The sequence below is a fragment of the Arthrobacter sp. Leaf234 genome, assembly GCF_001422665.1.
Lineage (GTDB): Bacteria > Actinomycetota > Actinomycetes > Actinomycetales > Micrococcaceae > Arthrobacter_D.
The window spans coordinates 186,467-208,390 of record NZ_LMLU01000001.1; the positions used below are offsets into that span (position 1 = coordinate 186,467).

22 protein-coding genes and 3 tRNA genes are annotated in these 21,924 nt (G+C 70.1%); 9 read left to right on the forward strand and 16 right to left on the reverse strand.

The annotated features are described in order from the left end of the window. Window positions 1–71: 71 nt before the first annotated feature. The 6 genes from ASF21_RS00815 to ASF21_RS00840 all read left to right on the forward strand — a co-directional run bounded on the left by ASF21_RS00815 (window position 72) and on the right by ASF21_RS00840 (window position 6,079). On the forward strand, window positions 72–1,115 hold the full coding sequence (locus ASF21_RS00815) for a substrate-binding domain-containing protein (protein WP_055765497.1): 1,044 nt from the start codon (window positions 72–74) through the stop codon (window positions 1,113–1,115). Window positions 1,116–1,208: 93 nt separating this feature from the next. After that, a complete protein-coding gene (locus ASF21_RS00820; RefSeq protein WP_200914761.1) occupies window positions 1,209–2,381 on the forward strand; it encodes a Gfo/Idh/MocA family protein in 1,173 nt (390 codons plus the stop codon). 38 nt (window positions 2,382–2,419) lie between these two features. Beyond that, window positions 2,420–3,418 carry a sugar phosphate isomerase/epimerase family protein gene (locus ASF21_RS00825; protein ID WP_055765501.1) on the forward strand — a complete coding sequence of 333 codons (999 nt, stop codon included), beginning with the start codon at window positions 2,420–2,422 and terminating at the stop codon, window positions 3,416–3,418. Window positions 3,419–3,573: 155 nt separating this feature from the next. Beyond that, a complete protein-coding gene (gene nadE / locus ASF21_RS00830) occupies window positions 3,574–4,398 on the forward strand; it encodes an ammonia-dependent NAD(+) synthetase (protein WP_055765504.1) in 825 nt (274 codons plus the stop codon). A gap of 26 nt (window positions 4,399–4,424) precedes the next feature. Next, window positions 4,425–5,234 carry an exodeoxyribonuclease III gene (locus ASF21_RS00835; RefSeq protein WP_055765507.1) on the forward strand — a complete coding sequence of 270 codons (810 nt, stop codon included), beginning with the start codon at window positions 4,425–4,427 and terminating at the stop codon, window positions 5,232–5,234. Further along, the gene (locus ASF21_RS00840) at window positions 5,231–6,079 is read left to right on the forward strand and encodes a hypothetical protein (RefSeq protein ID WP_055765510.1); all 849 of its coding nucleotides are present in this window, start codon (window positions 5,231–5,233) and stop codon (window positions 6,077–6,079) included. The genes ASF21_RS00835 and ASF21_RS00840 overlap by 4 nt, the downstream gene beginning before the upstream one ends. A gap of 109 nt (window positions 6,080–6,188) precedes the next feature. Here the strand turns inward: ASF21_RS00840 and ASF21_RS00845 are convergent, their stop codons facing one another. The 14 genes from ASF21_RS00845 to ASF21_RS00910 all read right to left on the reverse strand — a co-directional run bounded on the left by ASF21_RS00845 (window position 6,189) and on the right by ASF21_RS00910 (window position 16,778). Further along, window positions 6,189–7,199, reverse strand: a complete 1,011-nt coding sequence (locus ASF21_RS00845) for a LacI family DNA-binding transcriptional regulator (protein WP_055765513.1) — start codon at window positions 7,197–7,199, stop codon at window positions 6,189–6,191. A 2-nt stretch (window positions 7,200–7,201) separates the two neighbouring features. Continuing rightward, window positions 7,202–8,089 carry a carbohydrate ABC transporter permease gene (locus ASF21_RS00850; RefSeq protein ID WP_055768859.1) on the reverse strand — a complete coding sequence of 296 codons (888 nt, stop codon included), beginning with the start codon at window positions 8,087–8,089 and terminating at the stop codon, window positions 7,202–7,204. Window positions 8,090–8,163: 74 nt separating this feature from the next. Next, complete coding sequence (locus ASF21_RS00855; protein ID WP_055765516.1) at window positions 8,164–9,129, reverse strand: carbohydrate ABC transporter permease; 966 nt, start codon at window positions 9,127–9,129, stop codon at window positions 8,164–8,166. Between the two features lie 137 nt (window positions 9,130–9,266). Then, on the reverse strand, window positions 9,267–10,613 hold the full coding sequence (locus tag ASF21_RS00860; RefSeq protein ID WP_055765520.1) for an ABC transporter substrate-binding protein: 1,347 nt from the start codon (window positions 10,611–10,613) through the stop codon (window positions 9,267–9,269). Window positions 10,614–10,859: 246 nt separating this feature from the next. Next, window positions 10,860–11,510: a hypothetical protein gene (locus ASF21_RS00865; protein WP_055765523.1), complete on the reverse strand. Its 651-nt coding sequence runs from the start codon at window positions 11,508–11,510 to the stop codon at window positions 10,860–10,862. Further along, the gene (locus ASF21_RS00870; protein ID WP_235498566.1) at window positions 11,507–12,109 is read right to left on the reverse strand and encodes a DUF6286 domain-containing protein; all 603 of its coding nucleotides are present in this window, start codon (window positions 12,107–12,109) and stop codon (window positions 11,507–11,509) included. The genes ASF21_RS00865 and ASF21_RS00870 overlap by 4 nt, the downstream gene beginning before the upstream one ends. Further along, entirely contained in the window at window positions 12,106–12,498 is a 393-nt protein-coding gene (locus ASF21_RS00875) for a hypothetical protein (protein ID WP_055768868.1), read from the reverse strand. Before ASF21_RS00875 ends, ASF21_RS00870 begins: the two co-directional genes overlap by 4 nt. A gap of 59 nt (window positions 12,499–12,557) precedes the next feature. Next, window positions 12,558–12,749 carry a DUF2273 domain-containing protein gene (locus ASF21_RS00880; RefSeq protein WP_055768871.1) on the reverse strand — a complete coding sequence of 64 codons (192 nt, stop codon included), beginning with the start codon at window positions 12,747–12,749 and terminating at the stop codon, window positions 12,558–12,560. Window positions 12,750–12,756: 7 nt separating this feature from the next. After that, complete coding sequence (locus ASF21_RS00885; RefSeq protein ID WP_082471141.1) at window positions 12,757–13,308, reverse strand: Asp23/Gls24 family envelope stress response protein; 552 nt, start codon at window positions 13,306–13,308, stop codon at window positions 12,757–12,759. Between the two features lie 127 nt (window positions 13,309–13,435). Then, entirely contained in the window at window positions 13,436–13,918 is a 483-nt protein-coding gene (locus tag ASF21_RS00890; protein WP_055765526.1) for a hypothetical protein, read from the reverse strand. Between the two features lie 249 nt (window positions 13,919–14,167). Then, on the reverse strand, window positions 14,168–16,177 hold the full coding sequence (locus ASF21_RS00895) for an alpha/beta hydrolase-fold protein (RefSeq protein WP_055765529.1): 2,010 nt from the start codon (window positions 16,175–16,177) through the stop codon (window positions 14,168–14,170). Window positions 16,178–16,400: 223 nt separating this feature from the next. Continuing rightward, window positions 16,401–16,473: transfer RNA gene (locus tag ASF21_RS00900), tRNA-Phe, on the reverse strand. Between the two features lie 71 nt (window positions 16,474–16,544). Beyond that, a tRNA-Asp gene (locus ASF21_RS00905) sits at window positions 16,545–16,618 on the reverse strand. Window positions 16,619–16,705: 87 nt separating this feature from the next. Further along, window positions 16,706–16,778: transfer RNA gene (locus ASF21_RS00910), tRNA-Glu, on the reverse strand. 177 nt (window positions 16,779–16,955) lie between these two features. On the opposite strand from ASF21_RS00910, the gene ASF21_RS00915 reads away from it, so the two are divergent. Then, window positions 16,956–17,327, forward strand: a complete 372-nt coding sequence (locus ASF21_RS00915) for a metallopeptidase family protein (RefSeq protein ID WP_055765532.1) — start codon at window positions 16,956–16,958, stop codon at window positions 17,325–17,327. A gap of 128 nt (window positions 17,328–17,455) precedes the next feature. Beyond that, window positions 17,456–19,081, forward strand: a complete 1,626-nt coding sequence (locus tag ASF21_RS17430) for an NlpC/P60 family protein (RefSeq protein WP_268753666.1) — start codon at window positions 17,456–17,458, stop codon at window positions 19,079–19,081. A 193-nt stretch (window positions 19,082–19,274) separates the two neighbouring features. Here ASF21_RS17430 and ASF21_RS00925 read toward each other — a convergent pair whose 3' ends face one another. Next, on the reverse strand, window positions 19,275–20,294 hold the full coding sequence (locus ASF21_RS00925) for a universal stress protein (protein WP_235498574.1): 1,020 nt from the start codon (window positions 20,292–20,294) through the stop codon (window positions 19,275–19,277). A 255-nt stretch (window positions 20,295–20,549) separates the two neighbouring features. Between ASF21_RS00925 and ASF21_RS00930 the strand changes: the two genes are divergently transcribed. Continuing rightward, complete coding sequence (locus ASF21_RS00930) at window positions 20,550–21,203, forward strand: FAD-dependent monooxygenase (protein WP_235498580.1); 654 nt, start codon at window positions 20,550–20,552, stop codon at window positions 21,201–21,203. Window positions 21,204–21,233: 30 nt separating this feature from the next. Here the strand turns inward: ASF21_RS00930 and ASF21_RS00935 are convergent, their stop codons facing one another. Beyond that, window positions 21,234–21,860 (reverse strand): copper resistance protein CopC, encoded by a 627-nt coding sequence (locus ASF21_RS00935; RefSeq protein ID WP_082471143.1) that lies wholly within the window; start codon window positions 21,858–21,860, stop codon window positions 21,234–21,236. Window positions 21,861–21,924: the final 64 nt, after the last annotated feature.

The following is a 21,924-nucleotide window of genomic DNA, read 5'->3' on the forward strand; positions in this document are numbered from 1 at the left end:
GTCACGCTGAGTTGCCCCACTCGGGCGAGGATCGCGGCTCTGCCAAGTTCATTACTCAAAGAGGAGAAACCATGCTTGCAGTTCCTGTGAACCGGAGAGTGCTCGTCACGACCGGGGCCTTCATCTCCATCGGCGCCCTCCTGACCGGATGCACACCGGGTGACGACGCGACGAACACCCAGCCGACCAACGCCTCCGCCGAAGGGAACCAGGCCGAGGGGGACACCGTGGTGATCGGCTTCTCGGGGCCGGCGGCGGACCACGGATGGCTCGGTGCCATCAACGCGGCGGCGCTCGCCACGGCCGAGGAGTTCCCCGACATCGACCTGCGCGTGGCGGAGGGGACCAACGACGCCAATCTGCAGATCAGCCAGGTGGAACAGTTCATCAACGACGGCGTCGACGCCATCGTGCTGCTTCCGACCGACGGCGCGGCGCTGACACCCGTCGCCACCCAGGCCATGGAGGCGGGCATCCCCGTCATCAACGTCGACCGCGAGTTCTCCAGCTCCTTCGCAGCACGTGCCACGGTCCTGGGCGACAACTACGGGATGGGCGTCAGCGCCGGGACCTACATCTGCGAGAAGCTCGGCGGGAACGAGGACGCGGTCGTCGCGGAGATCGCGGGCATCGACTCCCTGCCGCTGACGCAGGACCGTAGTCAGGGTTTCGCCGATGCGCTCGAGTCCTGCGGACTCGACGTGGACAACCGGGTCGCCGCCGACTTCACGGTCCAGGGCGGCGAGGCAACGACGTCGCAGCTCCTCTCCGCGGCACCGAAGATCGACGCCATCTGGAACCACGACGACGATCAGGGGATCGGCGTCCTCGCCGCCATCGACAACGCCGGGCGGGACGACTTCTTCATGGTCGGCGGAGCCGGCTCAGCCAACGCCATGCGCGAGATCCAGTCCGGCGAGAGCGTGCTCGAAGCAACGGTGATCTACCCGTCCACCCAGGCAGCCGACGGCATCCGCATGGCACGCCTGATCGCCCAGGACAAGGCCATGAGCGACCTCGTGGAAGTCGAGGTGCCCAAGCGCGTCGTCCTGAACGCCCCGGTGGTGACGAGCGACAACGTCGACCGCTACCTGCCCACCGCCTTCGAATCCTAGGCCCCGGGGATCGAGGGGGCATCCCGGTCTTCACGGACCGGGGTGCCCCGACCCCGCGCCGACCCACTGCGTCCGCCATGAGATAGAGGAACTATGCCCCACGACGTCGCGCCCCTGAAGATCGCCCTGATCGGGCACGGTTTCATGGGAGCCGCACACTCCCAGGGATGGCGGGTCGCACCGCGGTTCCACGACCTGCCCGTCCGGCCCGAGATGACGCTGCTCGTGGGGCGGAACGCCGGGGCGGTGGATGCAGCAGCCGGGAAATGGGGCTGGCAGGAGACCGCCACGGATTGGCGGGAGGCCGTCGACCGTGACGACATCGACGTCATCGACATCGTCACGCCGGGTGGCTCCCACGCCGAGATCGCCATCGCGGCGCTCGCGGCAGGGAAACATGTCCTGTGCGAGAAGCCCCTGGCCAACACCCTGGCGGAAGCCGAGGCGATGGCGGATGCGGCCGACCGCGCCGGCACCGACGTCTTCGCGATGGTCGGCTTCACCTACCGGCGGGTCCCCGCAGCGGCCTTCGCACGGGATCTCGTCCTCTCCGGCGCCATCGGCGACGTGCGTCAGGTCCGGGCCAGTTACCTGCAGGACTGGCTGGTCGATCCGGAGGCACCGCTCACCTGGCGCCTCACGAAGGATCAGGCAGGATCAGGCGCACTCGGAGACCTGGGAGCGCACGCGGTCGACCTGGCACAGTTCATCACCGGCCAGAAGGTGACCGGGGTGAGCGGCCTGCTCACCACGTTCGTGCACGAGCGTCCGATCCCCCTCGACGCAGTCGGGCTCGGAGGCACGCCCGGCCTGGACCGCGGGCAGGTCACCGTCGACGACCTCGCGCTGTTCACCGGCCGGTTCGACGGCGGAGCGGTCGGTTCGTTCGAGGCGACGCGGATGTCCACCGGGCGGAAGAACGCGCTGCGCCTGGAGGTGGCAGGCACCACGGGAGCGATCTCCTTCGACCTGGAGAGCATGAATTCGCTGGGATTCTACGACGCGACGGCGCCGCAGACGCGGCAGGGATTCACCGAGATCATGGTGACGGAACCGGATCATCCCTACCTCTCCGCGTGGTGGCCTGCGGGCCACGCCCTCGGATACGAGCACGGCTTCGTCCACCAGGCGAAGGACTTCATCGAGGCCGTCGCGGAGAAGCGCCAGCCGGCCCCCTCCTTCGCCGACGGACTCCAGGTCCAGAGGGTCCTCGCCGGCGTGGAGCGCAGCGCGGTCAGCGACAGCATCTGGACCAGCATCATCTAGCGGCACCGCCCCCGACCACACTCTTCCAAGGAGCCCGAATGTCCCGCAAATTCACCCTGTTCACCGGCCAGTGGGCCGATCTCCCCTTCGAGAAGGTCGCCCAACTGGCCGGCCAGTGGGGCTACGACGGACTCGAGATCGCCGTCTCGGGCGACCACCTCGACGCCTGGCGCTGGGACGACGACGCCTACATCCAGGACCGCCTCGACATCCTCGAGCGCAACGGCCTCAAGGTGTGGACCATCTCGAACCACCTGAAGGGCCAGTCCGTCTGCGACGACCCGATCGACTTCCGCCACCAGGCGATCGTCGGCCCGAGGGTGTGGGGCGACGGCGACCCGGAGGGCGTCCGGCAGCGCGCCGCCGAGGAGATGAAGCTGACCGCGAGGCTCGCGAAGAAGCTCGGCGTGGACACCGTGGTGGGCTTCACCGGCTCCTCCATCTGGCAGTACGTCGCGATGTTCCCACCGGTTCCGGCGTCCACGATCGAGGCCGGATACCAGGACTTCGCCGACCGCTGGAACCCCATCCTCGACGTCTTCGACGAGTGCGGTGTCCGCTTCGCCCACGAGGTCCACCCCTCGGAGATCGCCTACGACTACTGGTCCACCCAGCGCACCCTCGAGGCCATCGGCCACCGCCCCGCGTTCGGCCTCAACTGGGACCCGAGCCACTTCATGTGGCAGCAGATCGACCCGGTGGCGTTCATCTCCGACTTCAAGGACCGGATCTACCACGTGGACTGTAAGGACACGAAGATGCGCATGGGCGGTGGGCGCAACGGCATCATGTCCTCGCACCTGCCCTGGGGGGACCCGCGTCGCGGGTGGGACTTCGTCTCGACGGGCCGCGGCGACGTGCCCTGGGAGGACAGCTTCAGGGCGCTCACCGCGATCGGCTACACCGGCCCCATCTCGGTGGAGTGGGAGGACGCCGGCATGGACCGGCTGCAGGGCGCTCCCGAGGCGCTCGCCTTCCTGAAGCGCTTCGACTTCTCGCCGTCGGACACCTCCTTCGACGCGGCGTTCAGCCAGTAGCCCGGGGCGGAGCACGCCGGGTGCACACCCGACCGGCGTGCTGGACCCGCAGGAGTGCCCGCGGGTCCGGCAGCCCGGCGCGGTCCGCCGACCCCGCTCCGACATTCCCCCGATTTCGTAACCTTGTAGAAATGGAACGGGAGTAGCCTTGGGGCATGCGTGAAATCCAGGCTCAGATCATCGCGGAGATGGGCGTCGAGCCCACCATCGACCCGGCGGCGGAGGTGCGCCGCCGGGTCGGATTCCTGAAGGAGTACGTCCGGTCCACGGGCACCCGGGGCTTCGTCCTCGGTATCAGCGGTGGGCTCGACTCGACGCTCGCCGGCAGGCTCGCCCAGCTCGCCGTGGACGAACTGCGCTCCGAGGGAGCGGACGCCGACTTCATCGCCCTGCGCCTGCCCTACAACGTGCAGAAGGACGAGGAGGACGCGCAGGCCGCGCTCGCCTTCATCGAACCCCGCACCGCGAAGGTCTTCAACGTGGCCCCCGCCGTGGACGGCATCCAGCAGGAGTACGCGGACGCCCTCGGCGAGCGGGTCACCGACTTCACCAAGGGCAACACCAAGGCCCGTGCCCGGATGGTGGCCCAGTACGCGATCGCGGGCCAGCACAACCTGCTGGTGATCGGCACGGACCACGGTGCGGAATCCGTGACGGGCTTCTTCACCAAGTTCGGTGACGGCGGGGCGGACATCCTGCCGCTGTTCGGCCTGAACAAGCGCCAGAACCGGGCACTGCTGCAGGAGCTCGGCGCACCCGCCGCCCTGTACAACAAGATCCCGACGGCGGACCTGCTCGACGACCTGCCGGGCCAGGCCGACGAGCACGAGCTCGGCCTGACGTACGAGCAGATCGACGACTACCTCGAGGGTCGCGACGTGGACCCCGACGCAGCGAAGGCCATCGAGCACCGCTACTCCATCACGCGGCACAAGCGCACCGTACCCGTGACCATCTTCGACTCCTGGTGGCGGGAGTAAACAGCGCCGTTGGTAACGTAGGGACCGTGAAGATCGCCACCTGGAACGTCAACTCCCTCCGTGCCCGCGCCGACCGCGTCGAAGCCTGGCTCAACCGGTCCGACGTCGACGTCGTCGCGCTGCAGGAGACGAAGTGCAAGGACGACAACTTCCCCTGGGACCTGTTCGAGAACAGCGGATTCGAGGTGGCGCACTTCGGCCTGAGCCAGTGGAACGGCGTCGCGATCGCCTCCCGCGTGGGCCTCGACGACGTCGAGCGCACCTTCCCCGACCAGCCCACCTTCGGCAAGCCGGGCACCGAAGCCGTGCAGGAGGCCCGCGCCATCGCGGCGACCTGTGGCGGGGTCCGCGTGTGGAGCCTGTACGTCCCGAACGGGCGTGCCCTCGATGATCCGCACATGCCCTACAAGATCGACTGGCTGGATACCCTCCGCGGCCACGCCGCCCAGTGGATCACCGAGGACCCGGAGGCGCAGATCGCGCTCATGGGTGACTGGAACATCGCCCCGCAGGACGAGGACGTATGGGACATCGATCTCTTCGTCGACGGCGGCTACACCCACGTGAGCCCTGCCGAGCGCGCCGCCTTCCAGGCCTTCCTGGACACGGGCTTCGCCGATCTCGCCCGGCCGTTCACCCCCGGCCCGGGCCTCTACACCTACTGGGACTACAAGCAGCTGCGGTTCCCCAAGAAGGAGGGCATGCGCATCGACTTCGTGCTCGGCTCCCCCGCCCTGGCGGAACGCGCCACCCATGCCTTCGTGGACCGTGAGGAACGCAAGGGCAAGGGCGCCTCGGACCACGCCCCCGTCATCGTGGAACTCAGCGGCCCGTGAGCCGCGGGGGCGCTCACGCCCGGCCCTTCCCGTACGTCTCCTACCTCCGCGTCTACGAGCCCCTCGACGCCTTCTCCGACGCGCAGCAGCTCGTGATCCTGGAGCAGCGCTCCCGTGGGCGCGGACTGACGGAGTCGATGGAGCAGGAGCAGTCGCTGCGCCGGGTGATGCGCCCGGTCTCCGATCCGTTCCCCCACCACGAGCCCGAGCTCGTCAGGGTGACGCACTTCCCCGGCCTGAACGGCGCGACGGCGCCCTACTACTGCCCCAACCAGCTGGCCGTCCGCACCACCCTGGCCGCCGAATCGCTCGACCAGAGCCTGCGCGGTCCCTTGATCGACGTCCTCGTCCCCGAGGTGGCACGCGAGGCCCATCAGGCCCGGCTCGATCCCGACACGTTCGCGGACTCCGTGGCCAAGCTGCACACGCGGTCGGCGACGTGGGGAGTGCCGTTCGCCTGGTTCGCCCTGATCCACGAGGACGACCTCACGGAGGTCGTCGAGGACGACGGCCGCGTCACCACCGTCCGCGTCACGGCGAGGATCGGCGACTGCATCGACCGCGGACGCCGTTCGGTCGCCCAGCTCGCCATCGGCGCCCCGGAGATGGACCTCCTCGACGAACTCACGGAGATCGTCGAGTGGCTCGAGGTGTTCCGCCGTGATGCGGTGGTCGAGGTGGACTACGGTCCCGTCGCCGATCGCGTCTTCCCCGACGACTCGCCGATGGACGTGCGCCTCGGCATCGAGAGCCTCGCCGAGGCGGACATGATGGGCGCCGCGGCGTCCTACCGACGGCTCGCCTCACGCTGGATCCCCATCCGGCAGCTCGCCCGCTCCTCCTGAGCACGCGGCCGCCGGCCCGCACCGCCGGAAGCCGCCGGAAGCCGCCCGAGGTCCGCACCGCGGGAACGGGCGCGCGGTGCCGCTCCCCGCCCGGCACGACGACGGCGGATCAGGGCCTGACCGGCCCCGTCGTCCAGCGCTCGACGAGGGTGTGCGGTCGCGACGGCGGGTAGTCTGCCGGCTGGTTGCGCAGCAGCTCGCCGAGCAGGAGGTCCGCGGCGAAGGCGCCCTGGTCCTCGGGGTCCTGGCGGATGGTGGTCAGGCCCATCGGCTCCGCGAACTCGTGGTCGTCGATGCCGATGACGGACAGCTCCCCCGGTACGTCGATGCCCAGTTCCGCCGCGGCCTTCAGCACACCGAACGCCATCTCGTCGGACGAGCAGAACACCGCCGTCGGCCGGTCCTCCGGGTCCTCGAGGAGCGTGAGGGCCGAAGCCCGCGACGTCGCGAACCGGAAGTCGCCGAAGGCGGACCAGTCCTCCCGCACACCCAGACCGTGCGCGGCCATCGTGTCCTGGAACGCCTGCTCGCGGATGCGCGGCACCTCGAAGTCGATGTCGAAGGACCCCCCGCCGCGCATGTGGGCGATCCTCGTGTGGCCGAGGCCGATGAGGTGCTCGACGGCGTCGCGTGCCGCCGCGGCGTCGTCGATGCCCACGTGCCGCACCCCCTCCACGGCCCCGCCGACCACGATGCTGGGGTACTCCAGCTGCTGCACGGCCTTCCGCTCCTCCTCCGTCAGGTGCATGCACATGACCAGTAGGGCATCGATGCGCTTGCGGAGGATGGAGCGGTGGAACACCCGGTCACGGTTCACGCCGGCCCCGCCGAGGCTGAAGACGATCAGGTCGTAGCCGGCGGCGCGCAGCTGCCGGTCCACGCCCTCGAGGACGGCGGAGAAGTACCAGCGATCGATCACCGGGACCAGGACGCCCAGGGCCATGGTGCGCCCGGAGGCGAGCCCGGAGGCGGCCGACGACGGCACGTACCCGAGCTCCTTCGCCGTCGCGGTGACCCGCGCGCGGGTCTCCTCCGCCACCCCGGGGAGACCCCGCAGTGCCCGGGAGACGGTGGCCGTGGACACCCCGAGGGACGCCGCGACGTCGTCGATGCTCGTCACGATCAGCCCTTCAGGCCGCCTGCCAGCAGCCCTCGGACGAAGTACCGCTGCAGTCCGAAGAAGACGGCGAGGGGCACGATGATCGAGACGAAGGCACCGGCGGTGAGGCGCTGCCACTCGCCGCCGCGCGAGCCCTGGAGTTCCGCGAGCCGCTGGGTGATCGGGGCGACGTCGGCCCCGCCGCCCGAGAAGACGAGGGCCACCAGGAGGTCGTTCCACAGCCACAGGAACTGGAAGATGCCGAACGAGGCGAGCGCCGGCGTCGCCAGCGGGACGATGATGCGCCAGAAGATGGTGCTGTGTCCGGCGCCGTCCACCCGCGCCGCCTCGATGACCTCACCGGGGATCTCGGCGATGAAGTTGTGCAGCAGGAAGATCGCCAAGGGCAGCCCGAAGATGGTGTGGGCCACCCAGAGCTGGGCGTAGGTGCCGCTCGGCAGAAGCTGGAAGTCACCGAACTTGAGAACCTGCGTGAACAGCTGCAGCAGCGGGATCAGGGCCATCTGGAGGGGGACGATCTGCAGGGCGAAGACGAAGATGAACAGGCTGTCCTTTCCCTTGAAGCGCCCCCACGCGAACATGTAGGCCGCCATGGCCCCGAGGACCAGCGTGAAGATGGTCCCGGGGACCACGATCGCGAGCGAGTTCACGAAGTAGGACAGCAGGTTCGGGGACTGGCTGCCGCCGGGGCTGAGGACGTCCGCGTAGTTCTCGAGGGTGAACTGGCGGTCGGTAATGACGTTCCACCAGCCGTTGCCCTTGATGTTGTCCTCCGGGCGGAAGGACGAGATCAGCAGGCCGAAGGTCGGGATGGTCCAGATGACGGCGATGATCACCGCAGCAGCCGTGGCGGTCCGCGAGGTGAGTCGCTGCTTCACCCGGCGCTGCATGGTGGGGCGGCCCTGCGTGGCGTCGTCGGCGACGTCCGGCAGGAGGTTCTTCTTGTTCTCCAGGGGAACGGTGCTCATCGGATTTCCTTCTGCTTGCGGAGCAGCCGGGCGTTGTAGACGACCACGGGCAGCACCATCAGGAACAGGACCAGGGCGAGTGCGGCACCCCGTCCGGGTTCACCCGCCCTGAACGCCTGGGTGTACATCTCATTGGCCACGACGGAGGTCTCGTACTGGCCGGCGGTCATCGTCCTGACGATGTCGAAGACCTTCAGCGTGCCGATCGTGATGGTGGTGACCACGACGATGAGCGAGCCGCGGATCGTCGGGATGGTGACGTTCCGGAACTGCTGCCATGCACTGGCGCCGTCGAGTCTCGCCGCCTCGACGATCTCGGTCGGGATGCCCTTGATGGCCGCGGAGAGCACCACCATGGCGAATCCCGTCTGGATCCAGATCATGACGGCGATGAGGAAGAGGGTGTTCTCGGGGGCGTCGAGCAGGAACTGTTTCGGTTCCTGGCCGAACCACACGAGGATCTGGTTGAACAGCCCGATCTGGTCCTGCTCCGGGCCCTTGTAGGCGTAGACGAAGCGCCAGATGACGCCGGCGCCGACGAAGGAGATGGCCATCGGCATGAACACCAGTGCCTTCAGGGCCTTCTCTCCGCGGGCCCGGTCGATGAACACCGCGTAGGCCAGACCGATCGACGATGCCAGCAGCGGCACGAGGACCACCCAGATGACGGTGTTCCTGAGGGTGACGAGCGCCTCCGGCTGGGTGAACATCCAGACGAAGTTGTCCAGTCCCACGAACTCACCGTTGCGGTCCGTCAGGGAGAGGTACGAGGTCTGGAGGGCCGGGTACACGAGGCCCACCGCCAGCAGGACGAGTGCCGGCGCCAGGAATCCGGCGATCTGCACCTTCTCGCGGCCCGACTTGGGGGCGCGATCCACGAGCAGCATGATCAATCCGATGATGGCTGCGAAGACGGCGAGCCCCACCACCACCTGTAGCCCTTTTTCTGCAATATCTTCCACAGCACAGCCTCCTTGGTGCGCATGACGTGATGGGGGGAGGGTCGGCAGCACCGGGTACACCGCGGCGAGCGTGGTGTACCCGGTGCCGTCGACGACGCCCGGTGCCGACCTGCGGGCCGGCACCGGGCGTCAGCGCATCAGGAGCTGGGCCAGCTGTCCTCGACGGACTGCGTGACTTCCTCGGTGGAGGAGCCGTTGATCCAGTTGACGATGCCGCTCCAGAAGGAGTTGGCGCCCACGGCGCCGGGCATCAGGTCGGAACCGTCGAAGCGGAAGACCGTCTCGGGGTCCTGCAGCAGCTCGATCGACTGGCGGTCGAGGTCCGACTGCGCGACCTCCGGGTCGAGTCCCTTGTTCGCGCTGATCGCACCGCCCTGGGAGACGCGGGCGTTGGCGAACTCGGCGCTCGCGAGGTACGTCTGCAGCGCCTGCACCTCGGGCCGGTCGGCGTAGGCGCCGATGAGCTCGCCTCCACCGGTGATCGCAGTGCCCTGGGAGGCGTCGATCGGCGGCGTCATGAAGGCCCAGACGTCGCCGTCCTCCGCCACGGTGGTGCCCTCCGGCCAGTTGGCGGCCTGGAAGGACGCCTGGTGGTGCATGGCGCACTGGCCGTCGAGCACCGGCTGCCCGGCTTCGGCGAACGGCGTGGAGAGGATGGACCGGACGTCGCCGAAGCCACCGTTGACGTTGCTGTCGTCCTTCAGGATCTCGCCGACCCGGTCGAAGGACGCGACGATCTGGGGATCGTTGAAGGGGATCTCGTGCGTGACCCACTGGTCGTAGACCTCAGGGCCGTGCTCGCGGAGTACCGCGTCCTCGACCCAGTCCGTGCCCGGCCAGCCGGTGGCCTCACCGGACTCGAAACCTGCGCACCAGGGCTTGACGTCGCCGCCCTCGTCCGCGATCTGCTCCGTCAGCTCGGTCATCTCGTCCCATGTGGTGGGGACCTCCCAGCCGTTCTCCTCGAAAGTGGCCGGGACGTACCAGACGTAGCCCTTGACGTTCGCGAGCATGGGAGCGGCGTAGAACGTGCCGTCCACCGTGCCGTACTTCTTCCAGTCCTCGGACCAGTTCTCATCCACGAGGTCCGAGACGGCCTGGGGGGCGGCCACGAGGTTCGAGGCCTGGTCGGCCAGCAGGCCGGGCTGCGGGAAGATCGCCAGGTCCGGAGCGGTACCGCCCTGGGCGCGGACGCCGATCTGCGTCTCGAACTCCTTGGACCCCTCGTAGGCCACCTCGATGCCGGTGCACTCGGCGAAATCCGCCCAGGAGTTCTCGAGCAGCTCGGCCTCGAGGTCGACGATGGTCGAGTAGACGCTGACCTCGGCGCCGTCGAAGGTGCCGTAGGTCTCGTAGTCGGCGCAGTCCGCGTCACCGGAACCGGCGCTGTCGTTGCCTCCTGATCCGCATCCTGCGAGCGCGAGGAGGGAAACACTGAGTGCCGCGACGGGCACCATCAACCTGCGTGAGCGAAGTATCGCCATGGAAAAGACTCCTTTGTCCTGCGGACCGCGAGGGTGCCTCGGCAACCTGGTTGCCCGCCTCGACTGCGCCGCCTCACTGATGTGTACCTGAACAGTAAGCGCTTACATGACCACTCACAAGTGGGTCGGCCGGGTCCGGGATTTCGATACCGAAACGTGACGCGCGTCGCACCCCTGCGCATCGGCGGCGGTTCCAGGACATCACCAGGACATCGCCAGGACATCGCCGGGATGAGCGGAGAAGAACTAGTCGACGCGCTCGGTGCGCATGAAGCGTGCGCGGGCACCCGAGGTGATGCTGATGAGCACCGGCGTGCGGTACCCCGTGACGGCGTCCAGCGCCTCGACCAGGCGGGAGACCTCCTCGGCGACCGCATAGGGAGGGACGCCCTTCCGCGGGAACACCCTGACCTTCAGGCCCGGGACGCCGCGGATCTCCCAGGTGCTCACGGACGCACCGGCGAGGTCCGACCGCTCCAGCAGCGCGGCCTTCAGCGCCTGCTCCGCGGCGGCGGCGGTGATGGTCACCGTCCCGCGGACGCTCCCGTCGTCGTCGCCCGACGAGGCGGTCGCCCTCCGCCCGCGACGTCCGTCCACGGAGGCGAACAGGCCCGTGCGCCCCCGCCCCTGCGCGGCGATCCACAGGAGGAGCAGGACGATCACGACCACGAGCACGGCGGCCAGGGCGATCCACAGCCAGGTGTCGGCCTGGCCTTCGAGCGTCGTCCCGGTCCGGACGTCGGCGATACGGTCCCCGATCCGCGGTGCCGTCCGGTTCCACCACGGCGCGACGCCTGGCAGCACCAGGAGCGCGAGCCCGAAGGCGCTGGCCGCGAGGGCGATGAGCCCGACGACGGCGAGGAGGAGTCGGTTGAGCAGGCGCGGCGTGGTGTTCACTGGCCGATCACCCCCGTCTCGGCCACGACGACGGAGATCCGCGGTGCGGGTTCCACGCTGGAGCGGCGCAGGTCGTCGGCCACCGCGGCGCGGACCGCGTCGGCGTCGACGGGCATCCCGGACGTGGGACGGATCTGCACGGTCACGGATGACCGCCCCACCGTCACGAGGACCTGCTCGGGAGCCACGCCGGCTGCCGTCCTAGCTCGGCGGGCGAGTGAGGACGCCACGACCTCGGCGTCGACCACGACGGCGGCGCGACCGTTCGGGATGGTGTAGCGGGCGCGGCGGCCCGGCACCAGGGCGAGCAGGAGGAGCAGGAGCCCGAGCACGAGCAGCAGGAAGGAGCCCGCACCGAGGAGCGACGCCGGGACCCCGGCCGGGACAGCGCCGATCCACGCGGCCGCGGCGTCGAGGTCCACGAGGAACGGGCGGTCCCCCACCGCCTGCAGCACCGCCTCGAACAGCAGCACGAGACACACCAGCACCAGGACCACCGCGGTCACCACGGAGGACACGGCACGGGAGGAGTGCATCTCGCGCCGGACGAGGCGCGCCGTCCCGGCGGCCGTGGAGCGGTCGAGCGGATCGTCGGTCACAGGACCCTCGCCCCACGGGTGACGGTGCTGCCGATGATGCGGATGTCGACCCGGCTGAGCCGCGCACCGGTCAGGTGCTGGACGCGGTCGAGGATCTGCCCGCGCGCGGCATCGGCCCGGGACCACAGGGGTCCGCCGAAGGAGTCGACGACGGACGGATCCTCGGCCACCCGCGTGAGCGCCGGTACCGGCAGGGGCAGGGCGAGCTGGAGGGCCAGGAGACCGGCGTCATCCGTGAAGGACGCCTTCACCTGGGCGGGTGCGACGCCGAGCACCTCGGCGGTCGCGGCGCGCGCGGTGCTGGTGAGGGCCTGCGTGGTGATGCGGTTGTGGCCCTCGCGGGGGCGGGCATCGGGACGTGCACCCTCGGCGTCCCGCGGACCTGCGATGGGTACCGGGCCGATGCGCGGGGGCCGGACGGGCGCATCGGCTGGAGGTACCTCTCCGGTCACGAGGACGAGCGACGGCCGGCCAGGGCGTCCAGGACGCCGCGGAGATCGAGCTTCCCCTCGGCGATCCGCCCCAGGACGGCGCCGCCCAGCATGAGGACGAGGGTGAGGAGGAAGCCCCAGAACCCGAAGATGAGCGCCGCGAAGGCGAGGACGGCGCCGGCGGCCATGCCGATGGTGGTGGGTGTCAGCATCGCGTCACTCGCCCGCCTGCTCGAGCTGGGTGGCGCCGGTCGGGCGGAGGCGTCCGGCCGACCCGGACCCGACCCGCCTGGTCTCGGTGGTCGCCGACACCGTGGCCCTCGGTTCGGCCCTCGGTTCGGCCCTCGGTTCGGCCCTCGACTCGGTCCTCGACTCCGCGGGCGGGGGCAGGTGCACGTCGAGGACCTCGATGTTGACCTCGATGACCTCGAGCCCCACCAGGTCCGTGAGGGCGTCGTACACCGCGGCGCGCACCGCGTCGGCGAGCGCGTTGAGGGCGAACCCGTAGTCGGCGACGAGGCTGATGTCCACGGCGAGCTGCGTCTGCCCGATCTCCACCTTCACGCCGTGCGAGAGGTCGTTCGCGCCGACGGCGTCGCGGAGGGCACCGAGCGCCCGTCCCGTCCCCGGGCCCAGGGCGTGCACGCCGGGAACCGCCCGGGCGGCGATCGCCGCGATCTTCATGGCGGCCGGATCCCCGATCACGGTCCTGCCGGCTGGTGCGTCCTGCAGGACGGGCAGAGGCCGCCCCATGGATTGCTCGGTCATCGACGTCCCTTTCGCTCGTGCCCCAGCCTAAGCCACGGGGCGCGCAGCCCGCGGGACGCGAGCGCGTCGTCGTCGCACGTCAGCGGCTTGCGCTGCCGCGCTCCGTCGGGACGGACCCGGGTCGGTGTCAGGAACGGTCGCAGTGCCGGCCGAGCCAGTCCTGCACGGGCGTCATCGCCCGGCGGAACGCCTCTTCGTCGAAGGTGCCGGAGCCCTCGGGCGGCGCCTCGACCGAGGTGGCGAGCCGCGTGAAGTCGTCGTGGAGTTCGGCGGGCACCTTGTCGCGGAGCACGAGGAGCTGGTCCTCGAGGGTCGCGAGGTCCTCCGCATCGGCCGAGGACCGCAGGCTCAGGGGTGCGAGCATCGCCGTCGTCATCCCGCCGGCCACGATCACGCAGTGGGGCGACGGATCGGTGGCCGCGGAACCGGTGGCCCCGCCGTCCTCGGGAGGGAGGGCATCCGACGCCGGCGTCCCGCCCGGAACCGGCTCGGCATACGGGCTGGCGGGCATGGTGAGCAGGGTGCCGGTCGGCGACGGATCACCCTGACTGCACCCGGCCAGGCCCAGCGCGAGGGCACAGAGTCCGACGACGGACGGCGGGATTCTCACAGGTGCCCTTTCGTCTCGGTACGGTGCCGGAGGTTCAACGCGTGAAGCCTCGACAATGATCCCAGGTGGTTCCCCCGGGCAATCGATGGGCCGCGCCGTTCGGACGGAGACCCAACGGAGACCCACCGGACGGGCAGCCGTCCCGGTGATGGTACGGTGCCAAACCCCGGTTTGGCTGGGAGGACGGAGGGCTCCGCCGCGTCGCGACGGAGCCCTCCTGCGGTGGCCGAGCCTGCGGTCGGCCTCCGGTCAGCGCTTCCCGCCCTGCGCGCGGGAGGGCAGCACCTTCACCTTCACGACGGCGCTGACGTTGCCCGCGGCGTCGACGGCCCGGACGTACACGGTGGCCGCCCGGTCACCGACCGCGATCGGGCCACCGTACTCCGTGAAGGAGCCGTTGTTGCGGTTGACCGAGTACTCGATCCGGGAGATACCGATCCCGTCCTCGGCCTCGACCACCACGGTGCGGGTCGCGGCATCGAGGGCTGCGGACACGGTCGGTGCCGTGGTGTCGGCGCCGAACGCGTCGCGGACCTGGTCGGAGTGGAGGCCGAAGGAGTCCGCGATCCGGGGCACCCAGCAGTCGTCGTTGTGCCGGCCCTCGGGGTAGACGGCGGAGGTGTGGTCGATCGCCTTCGCGTCCAGCAGCGTGTCGAGTGACCGCACCGCGTTGTCGAACCGGTAGTCGTCCTCCTCGCATGCGTCGTAGAAGAAGGCGTAGCGCGAGAGCTGCTCGGTGCTGCGGGCGGCGACGTCGGCCAGCGGCGAGGCGGACTGCCCCGCCGGCCCGCTGGGCGAGGTGACGCCGACGAGGGCGGGCGCCAGGCTCAGCGCGCCCATGTGGGAGGCGAGGGACGAGAACAGCTCGGGGTGCGCCAGCCCGATCGAGTAGGCGCCGAAGCCACCCATCGAGACGCCGGACAGACCGCGGAACTCACGGTCCGCGAGCGTGCGGTACTCGGCGTCCACCTGCGGGATCAACTCGTCGACGAACATGCTGCGCCAGGGCGTTCCGCCCTCGTTGTCCACGTACCACAGCGATTCGCCGTCGGGCATGATGACGATCGACTCCTCGAGGCCGCCGGTGGTGTACAGCTCGTCGAGCCGCGCCCCGAAGTCGCGGGGCTCCCACTCGCGGCTGCCGCCGTTGACGCCGTGCAGGAGGTACACCACCGGGTACTCGCGGTTCGGGTTCTCCAGGTACGACGGCGGCAGGTAGGTCACGTACTCGCGGCGCGCGTCCTCGAGCCCCGACTCGACGAAGTCACGGAAGAAGCGGGACTGGTTGCCGCTCTCGGTCCGCGTCGTGGCGTCGAGGGTGAGGAACTCCTGGGTCCGCGGCTGGAACGCGAAGGGCGCCCCGTCCCGCGTGCCGGAGATGGTGCGGTTCGTGTCGACGAGCAGGCGGCCGTCGTCGGACCGGATGATCTCCACGCCGCCGTCGTCGACCGTCAGGGTGCCGGACTCCGCGAGCCAGCCGCGGATCTCTCGCTCGCGCCGCTCACGGTCGCGCCCGTCGTGGAAGTAGCCGTCGGAGAGGGTGGCGAGGTAGGCGTCGGCATCGCCCGCCGCGAGGGCCGCGGCCTGGCGTCCGAGGAGGTCCGTGACCCATGCCGTGGTGGCCGCATCGGCCGGCGAGCCGCTGATCCCGTAGACCTGCTCACGGAGCGCGTCCTTCGAGAAGAGGCCCACGGGACCCTGGTACCAGCCGCCGCCACCTGACATGTCGTAGAGCCGGACGGCCAGCGTGTTGGTCCCACCGAAGACGGGCGCCTCGGCCGGGACCGGATACAGGCGCTGCTCGAACCACTGGCTCTGGGCGTTCGGCGGCATGGAGCCGGAGCCGCCGATCTTCACCCCGTTGAGGAACGCCTCGTCGACGTCGTCGAGGAACCCGAGGGACGCCACGAGGTTCTGGCCCTCGGCGCCGGCCGGGAGCTCGAAGGTGAGGCGGTACCAGCCGTAGCCGTCGTAGTCCGCGAACTGCGGCGCCCCGTCCGCCTGGGGGACCTGCAGATCGGTCCACGCGGCATCGTCGAAACCGGGCGCGGCGTACGCCGGATCGTCGCCCGTGGCGAACTTCCAGGTACCCGAGAGGTCGAGGTCCACAGCGGCGGCGGCTGGCGGAGCCTCGGCGGAGGTGCCGGCGGCCGGGCCGGGTGCGGCGGAACCCGGCAGGGCCGGCGAGAGGGCGACGGCGGCGATCGCGAGGGAGGCGACCAGCCGTCGGGTGAACGTGGGGAGGTACTGCTGCGCCATGCGCGTGCTCCAACTTCGTCGTTGAACAGGGACATCCCGAACTTACTGGGAACGTTCACAGAATGCGAGCAGTCAATCTCCCGCCGCCGTCGGGGCGCAGCCCGGCGACGTCGATGCCGGGTGGGGGACGCCGTGGTGTCGGATGCGCGACGAGGTGGGGTCGGGCCTGCTCCGGTCATCCGGACAAAAGAAAAACCCCCGGGTATCCGGGGGTTTTCAGCGGTGGCTCCAACCGGCGTCGATCCGGTGACCTTTCGATTTTCAGTCGAACGCTCTACCAACTGAGCTACAGAGCCTTGCGACCATCTTCGCGATGATCACCGTATCCAGCCGGGCGGGACTCCCCGAGGGGATCCAGCCGCCTGAGCGACCCTGACGGGACTTGAACCCGCGACCTCCGCCGTGACAGGGCGGCGCGCTAACCAACTGCGCTACAGGGCCTTGCTAACTTCACTTGCCGATTTGCAAGAGTTCCAGCCTACCAGCACTTTTCGCTCCGGTTGACCGCCCGCGAGGGCTGCTCATGCGTACCCCCAACGGGATTCGAACCCGTGTCGCCGCCGTGAAAGGGCGGTGTCCTAGGCCACTAGACGATGGGGGCCAGAACCACAGTTCGGGTTCCTGCGACCTTCCGGAACGCGGTGCATTTCCGGCGGATCATTCCCTGTCGTGGACCTATAAAACTATAGGGGCACCGTCCCGAATCCACAAAATCACCACCCGGCACGCAGGACCGGGCCGGTCACCGACGCAGGCCCCGTGTCGGTACGATCGGGGCGTGCCGTTCGAGATCACCCGCCAGGAGTTCGAGGAAGCCGTCGACGACGCGATCGATCGTATCCCCGACGACCTCGCCCAAGCCATGGACAACGTGGCGATCTTCGTCGTGGAGGAGTACGAGCCCGGCCCCGGTGAAGCGCCGGACACCGAACTGCTCGGCTTGTACGAGGGCACGCCGCTCACCGAGCGCGACGGCTGGTGGGAGGCCGGCTCCCTGCCGGACCGGATCAGCATCTTCCGTCAGCCACTCATGCGCCTGTGCGCGTCGCGCGAGGAACTGGTCGAGGAGATCCTCGTGACCGTCGTGCACGAGGTAGCGCACCACTTCGGCATCGATGACGCCCGATTGCACGAACTCGGATGGGGCTGACGCGACACGCGGCCGAGTTCCACCCAAATGACACGGATGTTGTTTACGATTTGCAAGGGACGCCTGTTGTCAAAGTGACTCAGGGCGCCCTATCGTCGTGACTGTTGTGTGACCTATCACCACCAGGCGTGACGAGAGAGCGGCAGAACGTGCAGTCATCGAGCAGTACGAGCCACTCTTTCCGCCGCAGCATCGCAGCCCTCACGGCCGCCGTCCTGCTCGGCGGAGCGGTCATCTCCCCCGCACTCGCCGCTCCCCCGGTCGCGACATTGCGGTCCACGGACATCCCCTCGCTCGAGGAGATCGACCGCGCCCAGGACGACGCCGCAGCGACCGCGGGCCTGGTGGAGGACATCGAGGACGTCATCGCGGCGGCCGGCACCCAGCTCCAGGAGGCGCAGCTCTCGGCGTTCCAGATGCAGAACGCCTACACCACGGCCCTCGCCGTCCTCGAGGAACGGCGCACAGCAGCGGATCTGGCGGAACAGCGCGCGGAAGAGGCCGCCCGTCGGCATGCTGCCGCCACCGACCAGGTGGGCAGGCTGGCCGGTGACCTGTACCGCTCGGGCGGGATGAACCCGGGGATCGAGAGTGTGCTCGACGGCAGCGATCCGGACGAGGTCATGTACCGGGCGTCCACCCTCTACGGGCTCTCGAGCAACAGCACGCGGACCCTCGACGATGCGGCGGCGGCCTCCGAGGCATGGACCTCCCTGACCGAGGACGCGGCGGCAGCGCGCCAGGCCGCACAGGACGCCGCCGACGACGCGGAGGCCGCAGGGAAGGAAGCCCGGACCGCGGCCGACGACGCCCAGCGCCTCGTCGTCGAGAAGGCGACGGAGCGGGCGACCCTCGTCGGACAGCTCGCCACCCTGCGCAACACGACGGCGGAGCTGGAGGACAGACGGATCACGGGTCTCGAGCAGGCCCGGCGCGAGCGGGATCTCGCCCGCACGATCGCCGCATCGGCGGCAGCAGCGGCAGCAGCTGTCGCCGGACCTGCGCCCGCACCGGTCCCGTCGCCACCCCTGCGCGACCCGGCACCGATCGATTCCGCTGGACCGCCGCTCACCACCGCCTCCGCTGCACCCGCTCCCGCCCTCTCCGAGACTCCTGCACCGGCGCCCGTGCGCCCCGCGCCTGCCACCCCTGCTCCAGCGTCTCCCGTCCGCCCTGCACCGGCTCCCGTCCGCCCTGCACCGGCTCCCCCTGCCACTCCTGTCCCCGTACCTCCGACTCCCGTGCAGCCCGCACCCGCACCGCCTGCTCCGGTGCAGCCCGCACCCCCGGCTCCTGTGCCGCCCGTGCCCGCACCGCCGGCTCCGGTGCCGGCTCCGGCACCGCCGTCGCCGCCGTCGCCGCCGTCGCCACCCTCGAGCAGCGGTGCCGGCGCCGTCGCCATGAGCTACGCCCTGTCGAAGACAGGCGCGCCGTACTTCTACTCCTGGGGAGGCAACGGGCCGCTGGGGTACGACTGCTCGGGACTCACGCAGCAGGCCTTCGCCTCCGCCGGCGTATCGCTGCCGAGGACCGCCGCCCAGCAGTACTTCGCCGTGCAGCACGTCCCGCTGTCGCAGCTGCGGCCGGGTGACCTCGTGTTCTGGGGTGAGGGTGCCGCCATCTGGCACGTCGCGATCTACATCGGTGACGGCACGGTGGTCAACGCACTGAACCCGGACCAGGGCATCCTCACCACGCGACTGGCGGACATGGCCGGCATGGGTGCCCTAAACCCCTCGGCCGGGCGCGTCTGATCACCGGCCTCCACGCGACAGCGGTCGGACGCCCAGCCGGAGCGGTCCCCCGGAGCATCCAGCCGTAGCGGTCCGTCGAGGCGCTCGGCACCCGCGGTCCACCGGCGTACCAGGCCGCCGGGTCCCGGCCGGAACGCCCAGCGACAGCCCCTGCTGCAGCGTTCCGGCGACAGGGCGCGCAGCGCCGTCCGCGCTAGCGCGCGGGCGCGACCATCGGGCCGAAGGAGCTGCGGTTCTCGAGCCGCGGATCGGCCTTGTCGGGCACCACGAGGACGGGACCGCGGGCATGGTGCAGGACTCCCTGGCTGGTCGAACCCATGAGCATGCCGGCGAAGCCACCGCGGCCCCGCGTGCCCACCACGAGGAGCTCCGCCGTCGCCGATGCCGCGATCAGGACCTCTGCGGGCGGTCCGTCCACCAGGTCCACCGTGATGTCGACGTCCGGGTAGTGGCTCTGCAGCCAGTCACGACCGGCGGCGAGCTGGAGGGCGAGGTCCGCGTGCAGGGCCTCGCGGTCCACAGGTGCCGGCACCCAGGCCAGGGACCCGTTGAACGGCGCGACGGAACAGATCACGCGCAGGGCGAGTCCCCGTGAGCGGGCCTCCTCCCCTGCGGCGAGGGATGCCATCCGGGCCTGCTCCGACCCGTCGACGCCGACCACCACGACCGGTTCGACGGCGAAGGCGGGCTTGTCCCGGTCGCGCCCCTGTTTCCGTCCGAGCTCCGGGTGCCCCAGGCGCGCACCGGTGCAGACGGGGATGACCGCCGTCGGGCACTTGGCATGAGCGGGGAGGGCGCTGCTGACGGAGCCGAGCAGGCGGCCGACGAACCCGCCGCGACCCCGCGAGCCCACCACCATGAGTTCGGCCTGCTCCGAGAGGTCCAGGAGCACCCCGGCGGCGTCACCCGTCTCGATGCGGGGATGGACATCGACCTGCAGACCGGCCAGGTGCGTCAGCGACTCCTGCAGGACGGACTGTGCGCTCTCCCGGATGACCTCGTCGTCCACGGTGGCGTAGCCGGCGTCCATGCTGGACGCCGCGAAGACCGGCACCGTGTAGGCGGTCACCACGTAGAGCGGCGCCTTCCGTCGCTCGGCCTCCTGGGCGGCCCAGAGCAGGGCGCACGTGCTCTGGTCCGAGCCGTCGACACCGACGACGATCCCGTGCTGCGCCAGCTCTTCCGATGAACCCTCTGTGTGCTCGCTGCCCACGGCAGGCCTCCCTCGGTCGCGTGTCCCGGCCACCGTCGGCGGCCGGTCAACCATTTGTAGCGCACCTCCCGGGGGACGGTCTATCCACGGTCTGAAAAGTTATATAGGCTTCGAGCACCCGTTGCGGGGCTGCCCCCTGGGCAACTCATCCCTGCACGCAGTGCTCTTGGATGACCCGTTCGCAGCCAAGAGTCCGTACGGCCCGGAAGAGGCGCCGGGCCGTACGGGACCAATGCTTCGTGTGGAGGTAACCCGGTGAATTCCTTGCCGCTCGACCCGGTCCGCTCAGCGTCCGCGACGCCCGCATCCGCGGAGCATACGAGCACCGTGGTGATCGGCTCAGGACTGTCCGGCCTCGCCGTCGCGAGCGAACTGAGCCGCCGCGGCATCGATTCGATCGTCGTCGAGAGCATCGAGTGCTTCGACTCCGGTGCCATGCGCACCGTGATGACCGACTCCGTCTCGCTGTCCGAGCGGACCGAACTGATGCGCCTCCTGCGCGGGTACGCAGCCGCCCACCAGCTGGACGTGAGGCAGAGCACCGTGGCGGAACAACTGAGCATCATCGGCCACCCCACACTCCTCAAGGCATCCGTGGGGCGGAAGAAGTGGGCCGTACAGACAGCCGACGGCGTCCTCCTCGCCGACCACGTGGTCCTCACCAAGTACCCGCAGAACGAACTCCGGAGATTCCTCCGCTCGATGGGCATCGCGATCGGACGGGACTTCAAGGCGGCGCTGCGGGCGATCGGCCTGCACCTCGTGGGCGTCGGCGAACTGCTCACGCCCACGACGAGGGAGATCGTCCGCCAGGCCAAGCTCGTGAGCGACGCCATCCAGGCCCAGGGTCCCGCCGCGCTGAACCGCATCTCGCCGCCGCGCGCCGCCATCTCCCCACTGGGCGCGTAGCCGGCGGGACGCCGGCGGCGGTTCCGCGTCCTACCTGTTCGCGCCGAGCCTCCTGCGGGCCGTGAGGGCCAGGGCCACGGCGATGGCCACGAGGGCGGCGATCATCAGGATGATGCTCCACGGGAAGTCACTGACGCCTGCCGCCTGCGTCTCGTTGGTGACGTCATCCTGCGTGTCCATCGGCCCTGCCGTCGTCGCCGCGTCCGGCACCGTCGTCCCGCCCTGCTGCGTGGTGAAGGCGAACGTCCCCTCGATGGGGTGTGAATCCGAGCTGACGACGCGCCAGTTGACGGTGTACTCGCCGGCCGGCGCCCCGGCGCGCAGCGCCTGCGTCGCCGTGCGGTCCACGATCTCCACGGGGCCCTCGGCCCAGTCCTCGCCTGCCTCGTCGAGCACCTGCACCTGCGATCCGATCCCCGACGGAACGCTCGAGAAGGCGAGTTCGAGCGTGGGGGGAAGGACGTCGATGGTGGTGCCCTCGGCCGGGGTGGTGCCGACCAGCTCGTCATGGGCGCTGGCCGCACCGCCGGCGCCGACGAGCGCGGCAAGAGCCAGGAGGACCGCGAGAAGCCCGGCGGCGGCGGCCCGGAACGGGTGCTTCCGCCGTCCGGATGAGGTCACCGGGCGAAGGGAGGGAGTCTGGAGGAGGGCAGCCATGCTGCAACCCTACGCGGAGACCCTGACCGGGTGCTGGGACGCGTGCCGCCCGCCGGCCGGCGTC

Bases quoted from the DNA above. Each gene is read 5' to 3' on its own strand.
- ASF21_RS00815 (WP_055765497.1), top strand. From the start codon at position 72: ATGCTTGCAGTTCCTGTGAACCGGAGAGTGCTCGTCACGACCGGGGCC.
- ASF21_RS00825 (WP_055765501.1), top strand. From the start codon at position 2,420: ATGTCCCGCAAATTCACCCTGTTCACCGGCCAGTGGGCCGATCTCCCC.
- nadE (WP_055765504.1), top strand. From the start codon at position 3,574: ATGCGTGAAATCCAGGCTCAGATCATCGCGGAGATGGGCGTCGAGCCC.
- ASF21_RS00860 (WP_055765520.1), bottom strand. From the start codon at position 10,613: ATGGCGATACTTCGCTCACGCAGGTTGATGGTGCCCGTCGCGGCACTC.
- ASF21_RS00895 (WP_055765529.1), bottom strand. From the start codon at position 16,177: ATGGCGCAGCAGTACCTCCCCACGTTCACCCGACGGCTGGTCGCCTCC.
- ASF21_RS00850 (WP_055768859.1), bottom strand. From the start codon at position 8,089: ATGCAGCGCCGGGTGAAGCAGCGACTCACCTCGCGGACCGCCACGGCT.
- ASF21_RS00935 (WP_082471143.1), bottom strand. From the start codon at position 21,860: ATGGCTGCCCTCCTCCAGACTCCCTCCCTTCGCCCGGTGACCTCATCC.
- ASF21_RS00885 (WP_082471141.1), bottom strand. From the start codon at position 13,308: ATGACCGAGCAATCCATGGGGCGGCCTCTGCCCGTCCTGCAGGACGCA.
- ASF21_RS00820 (WP_200914761.1), top strand. From the start codon at position 1,209: ATGCCCCACGACGTCGCGCCCCTGAAGATCGCCCTGATCGGGCACGGT.